The 16,738-nt window shown below is 51.7% G+C and carries 18 protein-coding genes; 2 read left to right on the forward strand and 16 right to left on the reverse strand.

Annotated elements, in window-relative coordinates:
* Positions 1-100: 100 nt before the first annotated feature.
* The 4 genes from AC5E51_RS14795 to AC5E51_RS14810 form a co-directional block, all read right to left on the reverse strand.
* Positions 101-430, reverse strand: coding sequence for a hypothetical protein (locus AC5E51_RS14795; RefSeq protein ID WP_491778765.1), 330 nt, complete (start codon positions 428-430; stop codon positions 101-103).
* 103 nt (positions 431-533) lie between these two features.
* Positions 534-1,622 (reverse strand): hypothetical protein, encoded by a 1,089-nt coding sequence (locus AC5E51_RS14800; protein ID WP_491778766.1) that lies wholly within the window; start codon positions 1,620-1,622, stop codon positions 534-536.
* Positions 1,623-1,800: 178 nt separating this feature from the next.
* A complete protein-coding gene (locus tag AC5E51_RS14805; RefSeq protein ID WP_068436834.1) occupies positions 1,801-2,508 on the reverse strand; it encodes an anti-sigma factor in 708 nt (235 codons plus the stop codon).
* A complete protein-coding gene (locus AC5E51_RS14810; RefSeq protein WP_301376606.1) occupies positions 2,505-3,041 on the reverse strand; it encodes an RNA polymerase sigma factor in 537 nt (178 codons plus the stop codon). The genes AC5E51_RS14805 and AC5E51_RS14810 overlap by 4 nt, the downstream gene beginning before the upstream one ends.
* A gap of 178 nt (positions 3,042-3,219) precedes the next feature.
* Between AC5E51_RS14810 and AC5E51_RS14815 the strand changes: the two genes are divergently transcribed.
* Positions 3,220-3,540 (forward strand): TraR/DksA family transcriptional regulator, encoded by a 321-nt coding sequence (locus AC5E51_RS14815; protein WP_068434859.1) that lies wholly within the window; start codon positions 3,220-3,222, stop codon positions 3,538-3,540.
* Between the two features lie 17 nt (positions 3,541-3,557).
* Here the strand turns inward: AC5E51_RS14815 and AC5E51_RS14820 are convergent, their stop codons facing one another.
* The 12 genes from AC5E51_RS14820 to cydP form a co-directional block, all read right to left on the reverse strand.
* On the reverse strand, positions 3,558-4,661 hold the full coding sequence (locus AC5E51_RS14820; protein WP_491778767.1) for a HupE/UreJ family protein: 1,104 nt from the start codon (positions 4,659-4,661) through the stop codon (positions 3,558-3,560).
* Positions 4,658-5,737, reverse strand: a complete 1,080-nt coding sequence (locus AC5E51_RS14825) for a tetratricopeptide repeat protein (RefSeq protein ID WP_491778768.1) — start codon at positions 5,735-5,737, stop codon at positions 4,658-4,660. Before AC5E51_RS14825 ends, AC5E51_RS14820 begins: the two co-directional genes overlap by 4 nt.
* Positions 5,738-5,807: 70 nt before the next feature.
* A complete protein-coding gene (locus AC5E51_RS14830; protein WP_076517312.1) occupies positions 5,808-6,065 on the reverse strand; it encodes a hypothetical protein in 258 nt (85 codons plus the stop codon).
* 30 nt (positions 6,066-6,095) lie between these two features.
* Positions 6,096-7,625: a DUF4331 domain-containing protein gene (locus tag AC5E51_RS14835; RefSeq protein ID WP_068443338.1), complete on the reverse strand. Its 1,530-nt coding sequence runs from the start codon at positions 7,623-7,625 to the stop codon at positions 6,096-6,098.
* Positions 7,626-7,758: 133 nt separating this feature from the next.
* Positions 7,759-8,193 carry an OsmC family protein gene (locus tag AC5E51_RS14840; RefSeq protein ID WP_308789843.1) on the reverse strand — a complete coding sequence of 145 codons (435 nt, stop codon included), beginning with the start codon at positions 8,191-8,193 and terminating at the stop codon, positions 7,759-7,761.
* 42 nt (positions 8,194-8,235) lie between these two features.
* Positions 8,236-8,859 (reverse strand): Tll0287-like domain-containing protein, encoded by a 624-nt coding sequence (locus AC5E51_RS14845; RefSeq protein WP_301376601.1) that lies wholly within the window; start codon positions 8,857-8,859, stop codon positions 8,236-8,238.
* 53 nt (positions 8,860-8,912) lie between these two features.
* Positions 8,913-9,290 (reverse strand): rhodanese-like domain-containing protein, encoded by a 378-nt coding sequence (locus AC5E51_RS14850; RefSeq protein WP_301376600.1) that lies wholly within the window; start codon positions 9,288-9,290, stop codon positions 8,913-8,915.
* 97 nt (positions 9,291-9,387) lie between these two features.
* Complete coding sequence (locus AC5E51_RS14855; protein ID WP_068441841.1) at positions 9,388-9,699, reverse strand: cyd operon YbgE family protein; 312 nt, start codon at positions 9,697-9,699, stop codon at positions 9,388-9,390.
* Positions 9,696-9,818 carry a cytochrome bd-I oxidase subunit CydX gene (cydX, locus tag AC5E51_RS14860; RefSeq protein WP_068441844.1) on the reverse strand — a complete coding sequence of 41 codons (123 nt, stop codon included), beginning with the start codon at positions 9,816-9,818 and terminating at the stop codon, positions 9,696-9,698. The genes AC5E51_RS14855 and cydX overlap by 4 nt, the downstream gene beginning before the upstream one ends.
* A 12-nt stretch (positions 9,819-9,830) precedes the next feature.
* Entirely contained in the window at positions 9,831-10,964 is a 1,134-nt protein-coding gene (gene cydB / locus AC5E51_RS14865) for a cytochrome d ubiquinol oxidase subunit II (protein WP_301376599.1), read from the reverse strand.
* Positions 10,965-10,974: 10 nt separating this feature from the next.
* Positions 10,975-12,564: a cytochrome ubiquinol oxidase subunit I gene (locus AC5E51_RS14870; RefSeq protein WP_301376598.1), complete on the reverse strand. Its 1,590-nt coding sequence runs from the start codon at positions 12,562-12,564 to the stop codon at positions 10,975-10,977.
* Positions 12,561-12,764, reverse strand: coding sequence for a cytochrome oxidase putative small subunit CydP (cydP, locus tag AC5E51_RS14875; RefSeq protein WP_491778769.1), 204 nt, complete (start codon positions 12,762-12,764; stop codon positions 12,561-12,563). The genes AC5E51_RS14870 and cydP overlap by 4 nt, the downstream gene beginning before the upstream one ends.
* A gap of 253 nt (positions 12,765-13,017) precedes the next feature.
* Between cydP and AC5E51_RS14880 the strand changes: the two genes are divergently transcribed.
* Complete coding sequence (locus AC5E51_RS14880) at positions 13,018-16,713, forward strand: DUF1631 family protein (protein ID WP_491778770.1); 3,696 nt, start codon at positions 13,018-13,020, stop codon at positions 16,711-16,713.
* The last annotated feature ends 25 nt before the right edge of the window (positions 16,714-16,738 follow it).

Below are 16,738 nucleotides of genomic sequence, written 5' to 3' on the forward strand. Positions count from 1 at the left end.
ACGAGCCTCAGATGAGGCTCGTTATATGATCCCAAAACTGTGGGACAGCAGTGGCACCTTGTGCCGGCTTTTTTTGTGGCCGCTGAATTAAGTGATATGACTACTTAATCACCTTAAACCGACGACGCCTTAGTTCTGCTTCCTCTGCCCTTTGCTTAACCTGACGCTCGAGCTTCAATCGCTGTTTTTCGGCTTCGCTGGGCCAGCTATCCCCCTCTGCCAGAGTGTACTCAATAGCTAACCAGAGATGGCTGAAATCCAGTAACAAGGGATTCTGAATAATTGGGTATCTATGCTCACTGTCGCAGACTTTAAGCCAGCCATGAACATTATGTTTAACTTCGAGAATTGCTTTGTTTTGAGGGGAGTACTGAGCGAGCAAGATAAAAGCAGACTGTAGCCTAAGGCGGAAGCTATCCCGGCTCGCCATAAACTCCTGCACTCTGTTAGTACTCGCTAGCCTAAGAGAGATCAGCATACGGCTATTACTCAGGCGTAACGCTTTAATTTGGAATTACTAAAAAATTCACACATCAGAAACGCCCATCAAATCTTACCTGTAAGTCTATCAGTAATCTCATGATACCGTCTGGTAAAACATCCGGTAGAAACCCCAATAAGGCCGCACAGCTAAGGAAGGTAAAATAAGCCGTAAAAATAAACTTCAGAATATTAAACGTGGCTAACCTTACTCCATTACCGACAATATTGAACGAGCGGCATACAGTAAATTCACTATCCAGATTCAAGCCAATACTCTGTGCGGCTTTAAGCGCTATATCAGGCGGCGTAGTTGGATTAAAGAGGAACGCTGTATGATTTGGCAATTTAACCCCTCTTTCACTCAGAATCGTCATTGCCTGAGTTAGTACCGCTGAGCCACCGTCCTCTGATATCCAGGCAACTCCCTTCACATCCTTAGCTTGGTACATTGCGCTCGCTAAAAGCAGTGCTGACTCATGAGCTTCGGTATTCTGGTTAGGGCGAACAGCTTTGTGGTAATTCTTCCATCCACCAAACGACCTTTCGCCCGGAGTAAAGTGCAGGTCAAATCCATCATCTTTAACCATTAAAGCACCACCGGACATTGGCGCCTGGCAAATACGTCTCGCTACAATTTCGGCAGCCTCAGAGGGGCTTTTATAAACACTATCACAGATAGCCACGAGCCGGTTTTTCTCTTCCGCTATAAACCCGCACGGCTTACGATCAACGTCCCACCCGTCTTCGATTCTGGATGCAGAGTAAAGACCGGGATTACCCCCAGCTGCAGCCCTTTCGCCATAGCTAGTATCCACCTCAAGAGAAAGGATCTTACAGAAATCAACAGAGCAGAGGCCAGCAGACGACTTCTCGAAGTGCACCTTACATCCGGGCAGAGTAAGTACGTACTCATTTCTATCTGTTTCAGAAGTAGGATGAGAGGCAATCAGGATACTGTTTTCCGGAAGGAGACCTGAGAGCAGCTCATCCACTACCTCAACTGCGATTTGTGCCCAGTAGTAGTTATCGCTTCCCGCTAATTGCACGAGTATTTGATAACCCCGTGTGGCTTCAGGAGTCATGTTAACGGGCTGGTCGGAATTCAACCGATTCTCAGCGGAGGCGCTATTGGAAAACATTAAGTGGCGTCCTTGTCTCTGATTCAGAATAGCGATCTAGTCCTGATTAGGCCTAAGAGTATAAACACTTTTATTCCAGAAAAAAGGCATTGCGGCCACAGCTGCATTGAGGAGGAATAAAAAAGCCGGCGCCTTGTGCCGGCTTTTTTTTGCGCCTTAGTCAGCCTTCTGCTTAAAACTACAGAATCGTTAATCCAGTCACGTACAGAACTTCGCCCGGTGCTCCGGTAACAGAACCGCCCGGCGCCTCAAGACTGACGGCGACCGCTTTAATGGCAATGTCGTGGGTATTCACCGCAAGGGCCCGCGTAATACGTCCGCTTTCTGGCATCAGACCCAGCGATACTGGCGCGCTGCCATCTTCGGGCACAATCCAGAGTTCATAATCATGCTGATCCGATGTTTCCACGGCAGCTGTTGCCTGTACGGTCAGTTCATTACCGGCGACTTCCATCAACCACAGAGGCTGGTCATCCTGCGTAAACACAGCAACCTGCTCGATCATAGTTTCTGGTACGACTCCAGGCACAACGGTTGGATCTGGGCGCATCAGGAACACGCCGATTAACAACACTGCGGCAGTCGCAAAGCCACCAGCCCAGGCCATCACGCCTTTGCCCGGAGGCTCGTCATTGGCGGCAGTCTGTGTTGTATCAATAAAGCCGATACGACGACTGATTTCCTGCCACACACGCTCAGGGGGCTGTTGGTCTTCGACTCTGGCATTCATGGGCGCCAGTAGCTGCTCCCAATGCCATACTCGCTCACGTACTTTCTGGTAGGCCTGCATCAGACGCACAAAGCGGCGACGAGCCTGGCCCTGCATGGTACCCATGACATAATCTGCAGCGAGTGCATCAAGACGTTCGTCATTAAGATAATTCATTCTTCAAGACACCTCTTCAGACGTTGAAGGCCACGACGTATCCAACTTTTCACGGTACCCAATGGCGTTCCCGTGTGGGCCTGAATTTCCGCGTGCGTCATGCCACGATAATAAGCCAGGTGAATATACTGCAGATCATGGGTTTCCAGCGTTTGCATACAACGCTCCAGAGCCTGATTGTCAGGATCCTCTGGTTGCTCCGGGGCAATCAGTTCCGGGGCACCCTCTTCATCGAGAGAATCCTGTCGGTCCTCCTTTGCGCTCTTTGACCTCAGCAGATCGATACATCGATAACGCACGATACTGCTCATCCAGGTCATGACACTGCCACGCCCCTGATGATAATCCGCGGCGTTATGCCAGATTTTGACAAATGCTTCCTGTAGGGCTTCTTCGGCCCGCTCAGGCGAGCGCATCAACTGCATGGCGACGCCATACAGTTTGGGCCCGGTCGCCTGGTACAGTTCTTCGAACGCTGGCCGCTCACCGCGAGCCACCGCTCTGATGAGCTGTAGCTGAAACTCTGGATCCATACAGAATAACTCCTTTGATGATAGTTATGACTATATACGGATAGCTCCGTCATTCAGATTAGATGGCATTTACGCACCGTGCCTGATGATGATTCATATCAAGGTTTCAGGTTACCCCGGGTGTATTCTGAGAGATAGGGACTTATAGGTTCTGACAGACCCAATATAGGGAGAAAGTATGAACATTGAGAAAATACGCATCGACCTTCTTGACCGCCTAGAGGCACTCGAAACGCGTTCAGATAAAGCCTCACGTCACGCCAGTCATCGAGACGAACCTCTGTCTGCTGACTTCAAAGAGCAAGCGACGGAGTCCGCCAATGACGAAGTCCTTAGCGTTATCGCTGACGAGGCGCTGCATGAAGCGGATCACATACGTGATGCCCTGAAGCGCATCGCCCTTGGTCAATACGGCATCTGTGACCAGTGTGGCGATCAGATTACCGAAGCTCGCCTGATCGCCGTTCCTTACAGCACACGCTGCATTGAGTGCGCGTGAGATGTCTCTGACCTTGGTCAGATCCGCGCTAACACCCAGTAACTTCCCAGCGCAGCCAGTGCCGCCGAAAGGTACCGCACCAGCACCTGACGATACCAGCTCAGGCGGCGCAGGCTAATCAAAATCGGCATAACCAACAGCGTAATTGCAACCTGCCCTGCCTCAACACCCAGGTTAAAGCCAAACAAGGCCCAGGCTATGTTGCCTGTCCCCGTCGTCAGTTCACCAAGCACACTGGCAAAGCCGAAACCGTGTACCAGACCAAACAGGAATACGACGACCGCACTGGCTGGTAAGTAAGGGCGAAGGTTATGCAACGCTGCAACCACCACAGACGCAGCGATGATCAGCTCAACCCAATAACCGGGTAGTGCTAACCACCCCAAGGCACTGGCACTCAGAGTCAGTGAATGGGCAATGGTAAAGGTAGTTACGTACAGCAGAGCGGTTTTAACACAGGTCCGCACATCTGCTGCTGGTTGCCAGTCTTTCTTCTGTTGCACCAGAACTGAGACCAACAGCAAGGTGAGCAGGAAAGCTACGTGGTCAGGGCCAAGCAGAATATGAATGATGCCCTGAACGAAAAACTCAGAAAACGTCTGCTGGTTCAGCTGTGCAGTCGTCATTTCCGGGTTAATAGAAAAACTACCTGAGGATTCCAGCCCCCCCTGACGAGTCAGGTCACCAGACGAGAGATCCCACAATAAACGGTGTTCAGGAAGCAGTGAAAATAATCCGGTATATGACACTTCGACGCGTCCTTCAGAGGCACATACATACGTCACAGGAACAATCGCCGAGGCCATAACGCCGCGAGCATTATTAAACCTCAGAGGAACATTGAACTGTGGGGTGCACGCTTCGCCCCCCTGCTGAACCTTGAGATGTCGGCCGACATAAGCCCGGATCTCCGGTGTCATGGCCTTCACTTCTCCCCAGAGGAGTTCACCATCACGATTCTGGTCCAGCCCCAGGCCTTGCTCAAGGTCAATCAACTGCCATTGAACCGAGCCACGCAATCCATCCGTTGTTTCTTTGAGTGTCAGTAGTGCAGTGCTGCTTTGATGAGCCAAAGTCATCGTTGGTAACAGAGCCAGAATCAGGAGAATAAAACGTCTCATAGCAGCTCTCCCTGTGCAGCAACATAATTATTTTTCTGTGCGTTATTTACTTGCGACAACCAGCTCAGATTACGCTCTTCAGCGTTCTTTCCGACGGTCGAGAAATACAGAGAAATCAACTCTGAGTAACTCTGATCACGGCGTTTTATGCGTTGGCTGATACGCTCTTCGGCATAATTTCTCCAATACAACTCAGCACTGCCGATCTGTTGCTCTGCGCGTGCAAGTTGAACAATTAATGCATCGTCCGGATAATTGGCAAAACCATAGTCCCGTAAGAGGGCCATGACTTTTTCAGGTTGTTTATTTCGCAGCAACGCTTCGCTGCGATGTACCAGGTCAGCAACGCTAAGAAGCTCGTCGTCTGACCATTGCTCATAGAGTGCTTCAACTTCAGCGTACTTTCCTTCGTTAAGATAGCTTTTGCTTTTCTGGTAAAGCGCCCAGGCTGAGAGACTACGCCCTTGTGGTGAGTTGTCATGACTCAGTCGCTCGAGCAGCGCTGTCAGTATGCCGTGGCCTGCTGATCCCGCCGTGCTTTGCAAGCCGATACTACAAACGGCGGCGAGATCTGATTGCTCCAAAATAAGAGAAACGCAAGCTTCTCGTGCTGCTTTTTCTTGATTCTGCTCACCATATACCTGTGCCATCATCAGGCGTGCACTGCTGTAATACGCAGAATCGGAGTGGATTTTCTGCAGCAAGCTCGCAGCCCGGGCAAATTCATGTCGATGTTGTAACAGGCGGGCACGATAATAAGTCAGCTCGTCTACCGGTATCTCAGATACTGCGCCACGTTCATACTCCAAGCCATCCATCAGAACGTAAATACGATCATACCGCCATGATTCGCCAGGCTTGTCGGCATGCTCAAAATGCTTTTTTATTTCATCCATGCGCTGTACATGTGTTTGAGGCAGTGGCTTAAGCTCTTCTTTACTCCAACGAGCGACGACCATGTTGTCGTCAGGTTCAGACCAGGAAACATCAGCCAATGCCGGAGTGGCGAGAACAGGCAGTAGAATAACCGTCTTAGAAATACCGAAACAAAGATTCTTTAGTAAGCCACTGAACATAATATTTTACCCGATTAATTATCTATCCTTCTGGTGAGAAAAAACGGGGCTGCAGAACAGCCCCGAAAGGTTACTCACCCCCAGTGAGATACGAGAAAGAGAACTCGTCTGCGTCATCAACAATTTCAAGGTCGTTAATTTTTACTGGCTCTGAATTTTCAGACGCCATAAAAATATCATCGACCAGTTCTGTCAGCAGAACTTCAGTCTGCTCAGCAACACCGTCATCAAGATCAGGAAGATCGACGGTCGAATTGTTGTTGCTGCTGTCAGAGCATGCACTTAACAGTACGATGCTCCCAATCATTAATAAGTGATGCGTTTTCATATAACACTCCTTACTTCACAGTTGCTGGCCTTAAGGGTTTACTGAACCTGCAAGCGGCGTCAGCAAGTATGGGAAGGTGTCGCTGACATAAGTCGAATCGATCGGAGCCAGGTCAGAGAAAGGCTGGTCACCCGTTGGCGCATCAGCTGGCTCACATAGACCCAGATCATCTGTCGCATTGCCGTCACCATCGAGGTCGACTGGATGACACAGAGCGCCCATCACGACACGTAGTGCAATATCCACAACATCATCACCCGGGCGACGACCATTCGGGAAGCCCGCCAGGTCTCCGGCAACGACACCAAACGCGCTCTGATCAGCTGATGCTGTCGCGGCGATACCAGTGTTCAGACGTACCATCTCAGAAGCGGTAACCGTCGACTGCTGGTTCACACCAGGGAAGCCGGTCAGGAACGCAGTAACGAGGTCGGTACGCGGAATATTCGATGGAGCAATGTTGTCTGATGCACCCAGCGCGTCACGGAACAGAATGTCCAGCAAAGCAGGCAGGGTTGGATGAGTCACGTAATCTGCGAACTGACCATCGTCTTTAGGCTCAGAGGCGTTAAAGGTGTCTTTATCGCTCAGACCAATGACAACTTCGTTCACCAGCGGCATACCCAGGCGTGATACCTGAGTCCAGGCACCGCCATTGACTTCTGGCTTAGCGAAAGATGCTTCTGGATTAAGAATACGAGCCTGCTGCTGGCTGGCGCTGGTCCAGGCACCAATCACACCGTTACCAGACCCAGTGACACACGAGATCGGTACTTCCAGAGCAATAGAGGTGACGTTTTTATCTGCCAGATCGTCGTTTGCATCGTCCTGTGCACTGCCATCACCATCGAGAGGGACGTAATTCACGAGGTCGAATGTTTTACCCAGATTCACGACGAACGGGTCTTTACGCTGGCCAACAAATACCTTACCGCCCGCGTCACATCCAGGAATAGTCAGGTCGTGTACAAAACCGCCTGCGTAAGCCTCATAGTCGGTAAATGACTTCTCACCAATATTGTCGAGTGGCTTAGTAAAAGTCGCTTCACCAGAGCCATCGGTCAGGCTGATTGCAGAACCAGTACGACGATCGCCGCTGACTTTTTTGATGCTGTAGGTTTCGTAGAAGTTGGCGCTGCCATCGGTATCAACGTTGCCGAAGTTTTTCAGAGGAATGGCGACGCTTTTCTGATTCTCGCCTTCGCCAATCGGCAGAGCGACACCGCTTCCCATAGCACCCAGCATCTGCTGAAAACGGAACTGGAAAGTAATGTCTTCAACGGCATCCCCATCATTATCGATGTGAATCTCGTACAGAGCATTTGGGTCCATCGCGAAGTAATTAGGGCCGCCATAGGCGTCCTGCAGCGGGATATAGTTCGCAACCAGAGTCACGTAGTTTTCACGCCCGGTTTCATAACTGCGGAACGCATAGAAGTCCGTAGAATCAATGGCCGGCAGGCGGGTGACGTTTGGTGCTTCTCGGTGACTCGAAGCGCTTGCATTCATAGCTGTCAGCGCGGTAATCGCACCGAGCAGAAGTGTGGCGTGCGTTTTCATAACTGCTCCCGATTTCAGGTTAAACACTTAATGTGTATTTACCTGTACGGGGCAGCTCAGAAACTGGATGTGATTTTTTTCAAAAAAGTTCGTTTTTACCTCAGACCTACTCCTGTACCTACTACACGAACTTTTAATAAACAGGCTCGAGAACAACCTCTGAGAGCACCGAATTAGCGACGAAACAATGCTCATGCGCCTTACCATGCATGGCATCGATGGCTGCCTGATCCGGCACCTTATCACCACCAAACTGCACGCGTGGCCGGAGGATCAGGGTGGCAATATAGAATTTGCCATCTTCCCTTTGTGCCAGCACAGCTTCGGCATCATCGTGATATGACTCAACAATTAAGCGCTTTTTAGCCGCCAACGCTAGGAAGGTTTGCATATGGCAGCTCGACATTGCCGCCGCCAGCATCTGCTCCGGGTCAGCACCGAAATCATTACCAGCGCCGCCGGCGGGCAGGTGAACCTGCGACTTGAAAGCGATATCGTGTCGCCGTTCAAAGCCCTCATGACTGAATTCGCCGTCTTTCTTCCAGGTGACAGATACTTTGTGTTCCATCTCTCCAAGCTCCTGTTACTGACTATCAGAACTCCGGACGAGTTACTGCTTTTCAAAGGTGTAAGTCAGAGTGAACGCCCCACGCAGGTCGCCAGGCTGGTAACCCCGCGCATTGTCCTCTGGATAAAGCTCGCTGAGACGGGTAGCTACCGGCTCAGCCAGCTGCTCACCATGACAGACCACGCAGGGCCCTCCGACAGGAATGGCCTTCATATAACGAAAGGTACCGCCCTCACGCGAAGAGGCCTCCATGGTCGCCAGCGGTTCACCGGCGGCTGCACGTTGCGCGAAGGAGTTAAGCACGGCGGACTCCCATGCATCCGGCGCGTTATTCGGGTTACGGAGTTTCTCCGATGTCCGGCCAACCTCCCAACCATCTTTGCTGTGTGCTGCAGCAATATCTGGTGCCTCGGTATTGCAGAGCTGGATTGCCGCCAGAGGTCCTTCGGACTTCATGCCTTGCATCAGGGTTTCTTTCAGGCCCTGTGCAAAGGCTTTTGTCTGAGCCCGCGCTTCGACCACCATATAATCTTCTGAGACATCACCAGCGGGACCATCAGACTGCACACTGACACTGCTTAACAGGCCGATAGCCGACAGCAGCAAAGGTAGTAGAATTTCATTTTTCGATGCTTTTTTAAATGCGCTTTTCGATCTGCTAGCCATAATGACACCCACTGATTCAGAAAGAGAAAATACTATTTTTGCTGACTGCTTTTTTACTTATAAACACTAGGATCAGTTTCTACCTTATGCCCTTCCCAGCCATCGTAGCCGCCCACCAGCATTTTCACGTTAGAAAACCCCATGCGTTTCAGCGTGTGGGCCGCCAGGGTACTGCGCCCCCCATTTTTGCAATAGAGGAGTATTTCAGCGTCTTTATCAGCCAACAAAGGATGATCGGCCACTTTGAATTCGAGCACACCACGGGGAACATTCTCTGCCCCCGGCAGGTGTCCCATCATGTATTCAGCGGGTTCACGAACATCAAGCACTTTAGTGCCAGCGTCTAACATCGCCTGTGCAGCATCGGCTTCGACGGGGTTTACGTATGCACGTGCTTCTGCAAGCAGATCATCGCGGGTCATTACACTCATAAATACCACTCCAGTTAACGAGCTTTGTCTTCTTCAATATAACCACACAGGAATACTCAAAAACAAGCCTCTCCTGTTGAATCACCATTTGCCGGAATCACCAGGCCCAGATGACCTCAGACCACCACCAGGCACACCAAAGCATCAGAGGCCATGCCACATAAGGACTGAAAAGCCAGCGCCAGACAGCCATCAAAGGTACGTAGCCCACACCATGAATAAAGCCTGCACTGATCCCCAGAAGGCCGAGTGAAAGAGGCCCATGCTCCAGCTCACGCGTATCGGTTGCCACTAGCTGAGGCATAGCCAGTAACGCAACCGACAGTCCGACCGCCAACAGAAACGACAGAGCTCTCGCCCAGCCCGCATACAGCGGGCCATAGCGACGATAGTCGACCGGAGCCGTCATGGCGCATCATCTGGATCAGGCTCGCGATCCAGGTTTTCGTTAACTTCCAGCCACAAGGCATTAATCAGGCCGAATGAACAGGCGAGCAGTACGCCCAGAATCCATGCGAAATACCACATTTTCAAGGCTCCTCAGTAGGTTGAATATTGGTTATCTTCAATAAAGTCAGTGGTCAGGCGACCCCACATTTTGTAATAGCCCCAGGCGGTGTAGCTGAGAATAATCGGCACGAAGATCATCGCTACCCAAAACATAATGTGCAGAGTCAGCTGACTGGAGGTCACGTCCCACATTGTCAGTGAATGGGATGGGTCTGTGCTTGAGGGCATCAGGAATGGAAACAGACTGAAGCCGGCCGTGCAGATGATCCCGGTAACCGCAAACGAGCTACTGATAAACGCCAGTGCACCGCGATTCGCCATGCTCAGCAACGCGGTAAGCGCCAGACCGATGAACGCCACCACGGGTGCAACCAGCATCCACGGGTATCGACCATAATTATCCAGCCAGCCAGCGGCCTGAAGCTCAACGCTTTTTTGCAACGGTGTGGTCACGCCTCCGAGATTCGACGCCGCTTTAATCACGTACCCATCCAGTTGGCTGACCCAGAACCCTCCAATAGCAAAGGCCACAGCAACCACCACGGCCAACAGAACTGAAATGCGGCGGGCACGTTCGTGTACCGGCCCAGCTGTGCGCATTTGCAGGTACGTCCCGCCATGCATCGCCAGCATCAGCAGACTGACCACACCGCACAACAACGCAAATGGATTGAGCAGCGCCCAGAACGAACCGGTGTAGGTCGACCGCATAAATTCATCTAACGTAAAAGGAACGCCCAACAACAAGTTACCGAAGGCAACACCAAACACTAATGCCGGTACTGCGCCCCCGACAGTAAGCCCCCAGTCCCAGGCATTGCGCCAGCGCGGGTCCTGTACTTTCGAACGATATTCAAATCCGACGGGGCGGAAAAACATGGCAAATAAAACCAGCAACAATGCCCAGTAAAAACCTGAAAACGCGACCGCGTAAACCACAGGCCACGCGGCAAAAATTGCGCCGCCTGCTGTGATAAACCAGACCTGATTACCATCCCAGTGCGGGCCAACCGTGTTCATCATTACCCGGCGCTCGCTGTCGGTTTTACCAATGACTTTCAACAGAGCGCCAACGCCCATATCAAAACCATCCGTCACAGCAAAACCAATCAGCAGAACACCAATAAGTACCCACCAGATAATTTTAAGCAGTTCGTATTCCATGGTGATCTCCTTACGCCTGAGCCGATGAGGTCGAAACAGAATCAGTGTTGCTGTCCTGCTCCCAGTGATAACGCCCTGTATGCAGGCTGGATGGGCCCAGACGCGCAAACCGGATCATCAGATACATTTCTGCGACCAGAAGCAGCGTATAAAAACCGATAAAGCCAGCAAGACTCATATAGATGTCTTCAACCGAACGGGTCGATACAGAGAGATGCGTCGGCAAAATGCCACCAATCGACCACGGCTGACGACCGAACTCGGCCACAAACCATCCCATTTCACAGGCAATCCAGGGCGCAGGCAGAGCAATAATTAATGCGCGCAGGAGGTACTTCTGTCGCTCAGCCGTCCCCTTCGCGCTGTAGTAGAACGAAAGGCCGATCAGCACCAGCATAATAAAGCCCAGGCCGACCATAATCCGGAAGGTCCAGAACATTGGCGCCACCCTTGGAATCGAATTCTGAGCCGCCAGTTTGATCTGCTCTTCCGTCGCATTGACCGGATTTTCTACGTATTTTTTCAGGAGCAGCCCGTACCCCAGATCATCCACCCGGGACCGGAACTCAGCAATCGTAGCCTCTGAACGGTCGCCTGCTTTAATCTGGGTTAGCAGATCATACGCCACCATACCGTTACGAATACGCACTTCGTGTTCAGCGATGAGATCTTTAATGCCTTTTACTTCCTCGGTGACGGAGCGGGTAGCAATCAGCCCAAGTGCGTACGGAATTTTAATCGCGTAGTCGGTTTCCATATTTTCCTGATCGGGAATTCCAAACAGGGTAAATGCCGCCGGGGGTTCGTGGGTTTCCCATTCCGCCTCAATGGCCGCCAGCTTCACTTTCTGAACTTCGCCGATCTCATAACCTGATTCGTCACCCAGTACGATGACAGAAAGAATGGACGCCAGACCGAAACTTGAAGCAATCGCAAATGAGCGACGGGCAAAAGGCAGATCACGTTTTTTCAGCATGTAGTACGCCGAGATTGCCAACACAAACATGGCGCCCGTCACGTATCCGGCAGACACTGTGTGTACAAACTTCACCTGAGCGACCGGATTAAAAATCACCTCGGAAAAGCTCATCATCTCCATACGCATGGTATCGAAGTTGAATTCGGCGCCAACAGGGTTCTGCATCCAACCATTGGCAATCAGAATCCAGAGTGCAGACATATTCGAACCGATCGCAACGAGCCAGGTCACTATCAGATGCTGCACTTTCGTCAGACGATCCCAGCCAAAAAAGAACAGACCAATAAATGTCGACTCAAGAAAGAATGCCATCAAGCCTTCAATGGCCAGCGGCGCTCCGAAAATGTCACCCACGTAATGTGAGTAGTAAGCCCAGTTGGTACCGAACTGAAACTCCATGGTGAGGCCGGTGGTCACGCCCAGAGCGAAGTTAATACCGAACAACTTACCCCAGAACTTCACCATATCCTGGTAAACCTGCTTACCCGTCATAACGTAAGCAGACTCCATAATGGCCAGGATAAAAGACAGCCCGAGAGTGAGTGGGACGAAGAGGAAATGGTAAAAGGCCGTAATCGCAAACTGTAACCGCGATAGGTCGACCACGCTTTCACTGATCATGATGGATCTCCTTGAGTGTCAGATACCGATGGTTTATCCAGGCCAAAGTGCTCCCGCAGGCCTTGTCCTTCGTCACCGACAATGACAGGGTCAGAAAAAAAGAAATGAGCAATAAGAAATACCAACGCCAGCTTAATAATCAGGACAGCAGTCAGCTCCCTGACCAGCGGAATGGAGAATATCGGGCGACGTTGCTTCACACAGCCTCCGTTAGCCGGGCATTAAGAGCCAGCATTATTTCATCTGAACCATTGGACCGCCTGCGACATAATGCCGCATGCGGAATATAGCTTGTACGGAATATACGATTCTGCCAGGCATTTTGCCATAGAGGCCTGAATGGATATTGATCCAGGTCGCGGGCCAACAGAGAATCAACCTATTACCTTTCAGGCCATATCTCGCTAGACTGTTCGATATACGCACAGCTGGGTTTAAAGGATCAGGAACAGTATGACCAGTGAATCAAGGAAGCATCCGCGTTTTTCAAGCCAGGTAAATGCACGGCTGGTTCTGAACGACGGAAGTGGCTATGAGTGCCTGATACAGGACTACTCTCACGCTGGCATGCGTATCCACTGGCCCCACCAGCCTATACCCGAGCAGCATGAACCCATGCTGCTGGAGTTGCAACTGAGCACCCCCGTCAAAGCCGAAGTCGATCTGGTTCATCAGGAGCCCGGCGCTCTGGGTGTGCGCGTTCACCAAGCGGGTGGCCAGTTGTTCCTTGATATGCAGGAATACAATCAGACCCGTGCAGGCGAGGGGTTGCCCAGCGAACAGCGAAACCGCTATCGCGATATTTTTGGCCACGAAGCCAACATCCTCATTGAACGCTTACCGCGCCAATGGCTGCCTGAGTTCATTGAGGCGACGTACGGCAAAGCAGACTTTGCCCGCAACACGGCGGAGCAACAGTTGTGGATGAAACTGGAGTCAAAGATCCGCTCGAAGGCCGAAGAGTTTTATGAGCGTTTCAGCCAGATTCTTGAGCATCAATTGCAGCGCTGGCTGGCAGGCGAACCAAAGCTGACTGACGAAAGCGACGAGTACGAGGGCGCGGTCGCCTTGTCACTGGTGCGGCAGAGTGATTTCGAAGACTGGCTGATGGCGAAAGTAACGGCCTCACACTTGCAGTCATTCCTGAGTCAGGAGAGCTTTGAACTCAGACAACTTCTGGATACTTTGTCATCCGCGAATGTATCAGACTGCTTTAATCCGATTGGTCCGAACACCGTTACAGAAGGCTTCCGCGACTGCATCGATGTACTGGAATTACCTCACGAAGCACGCGAACTCGCGTTTGAAAGTTTTGAGAAAGCCACTGTTGGTCTGTTAAAGGCTACCTATCAGGCCTGTATCCGTCAGATTAATATCCCTATTACCTTCCGCTACCGCAAAGCAAAAACGGTCGTTATTGAGGAGTCGGTAGCGAGCGCGGCAGAGAATAATGCAGCATCGACAACAGCCGCTGCGCAGGAAGGTGATGTTCAGCACAACCGTCGCTCTGATCCCGGTCGCCGGGGCGACTCTATGTTCGACTTCGAGCGCCACCAGGGTGAAGCGCAACAGGCCTACGCCAACATCCAGCAGCTGCTGACACTGAGACTGAAAAAAGAAGCGGAAGCTAACGGTCAGACGAACAGCCTTCCCGCCGCCAAACCGGAAGCTGTTTCCGAAGTTGTGGACTCACTCGATACCAGTACGCCGCTGAGTGACCAGAACATTCTTGAGCAACTGGAACAGCAACTCGCCGAACAGGACAAAAGTCTCCCGGAAGATACGCGTCATGCCATCGATACCGTTGAACAGGTAACACGCAACCTGCTCAATAACCCAAGTATGGCGGAGTTCGTTAAGCCAAGCGTCGAACAACTTGGTTGGCCGTTGCTGCGCCTGATGTTGGAAGACCCATCGCTGCTGTTTAACCCGCAGCACCCCGGCCGGTTGATTTTTAACCTCCTTGGGCGACTCGGGAAAATAACCAGCTCTGGCCAGAAACGTGTCAAAGCGGCCCTCGAAGAAATGATCACGCCGATTCTGGAGAATCCGGGCGGCGAGCCACGCCAGATGGAAGAGCTGGTCGAGAATCTTCAGGTGTTGGTAGGCACGGCCGAGCGCAAGGTACGCCAGAACACCGACCGGGTTGCCGAGGCTGCCGAGGGTGAATATCGGCTCTATATGGCGCACAAACGCGTCAATGCATTAATTGGCCACGACACTTCAGGGCGAACTCTGCCTGAATGCGTAATCCGTTGGTTGCAGGAAGGCTGGCAACAAATGCTATGCCTGTTACTGCTCAGAGAAGGCCCCGACAGTGCGCGTTTTAAAGGTGCCGTAAAACTCTATCGTCAGGTCATCATTCTGTTCGGTCAGAAAAATGCTGGCCGCTCAGACCTGATGGAAAAATTCACGCCCCTGCTCAATCTCGCACGCTCTGAACTCGACCAGCTGAACGGTCCGCTTCCTCAGCATGAGCAGTGGTACAAAGAAATCATGGAAGCCGCGCGACTGCACCTGGAAGAAGGCGATCTCGGACAGGGCATCGACCTGCCGGAATACAATGAACCGGAAGAAGAAGAAGAAACCGTGACCGGCAAAGGGGCCCGTCGCGTGCTGACTCTGCAGGTAGGTGATCTCCTCCTTCTCACTTCATCGGGTCAGTCTGTCTCTGTTGCCTGGATCGCCGCAGATCAGACCCGCTATGCATGCGTAAACCATACCGGGATGCGCGTACACGACTATCGGTTTAACGAGCTTGCCCGCGCCATGGAAGACGGCACAATCAAGCGGATTTATGAGCAGGAAGAAACGCCGGTCGATCAGAGTATCGATAAACTGGTGCAACAGATTTATTCCGACCTCTCTGCACAGGCGAACACCGACCCACTGACAGGTCTGATTAACCGACAGCACTTCCTCAGCTTGCTGGCCAACTCCGTTGCCGATGCACAGAAAAGTGCGTCTGGGCATACGCTGGCAATGATTAACATTGATCAGTTCAAGCTGATCAATAAGAACTATGGCGTAGAACTGGGCGATACCTGCTTGCAGACATTGGCGACGATTCTACAGGAAGCCTATCCGGAAGCGCTCTGCTCACGCGTTGGCAGTAATGAGTTTGCAGTGTTACTGGAAAAGCATGATCTCGAGCAGGCAGAGGCAAGCGCTCGCCTGGTATCTGCTCAGGTCGAGAAGGTGAAAATTGATGGTACCGATGATGCACTCCATATGACAGTGAGTATCGGGCTCGCGACCTTATCCGCGGACATCGCCGATGCCGCCGACTTACTCGAACGCGCAGAAATCGCAAGCCAGCTGGCAAAAGAAAAAGGCTCCAGCAGGATTGTCCGTTACCAGTACGACGATGCATCACGAGAGCGCCACGAGCTCTTTATGAGCTGGGGCAACCGTCTGAGCAAAGCGCTGGAAGCCGATGCGCTGCATATACTCTGCGTACCTGTTGACCCTATTCAGGCGCGGTTTAAAGGTATCCTTCAATATGAAGTGACAATTGCAGTCGATGGAGATGACGGGCTCGACGTACCACCACAGGAATTTCTGCAAGCTGCTCAGAATTACAACCGCATGTACGACATTGATCGTTGGGTCATCGATCAGGTGCTTGCCTGGATTAACGATAATGCAGAGACAGCCAGAACCATTGAACGCTTCATCATCCGCTTATCCGGACGCGCATTCAGCGATGACAACTTACTCGAGTTCCTGACCGAGCAGTCTCGCGAACATGATGTTCCTGTTGAGAAACTGTGTTTCGAGCTTAATGAAACCGCCACTATTCACGACCTGACCGATGCTGCTGACTTTATGCATGAGGTCCGGAAACTCGGTTGTAAGTTCGTACTCTCTGACTTCGGTACGGGACAGTCGTCATACAATTTCCTGAAAGCACTTCCGGTCGACTTTGTGAAAATTGACCGAAACTTCATCGACGGCCTGCACTCAAGCTCCGCCGACTATGCCCTGATCAAATCGATTCAGGAAATCGCCCAGTTTATGGCGAAAAAGACCATCGCCGAGCACAGTGAGAATGACGTCGTCTGGGAAATTCTGCGCGGCATTGGAATCGATTTCGGTTTGCGTTCAGTGCAACAGGCAACGCCGCTTCGCTACATGGCCGAAGTCTGAACGCCAGCGGGTGAAACCACCCACT

This window comes from Thalassolituus sp. (assembly GCF_984348125.1).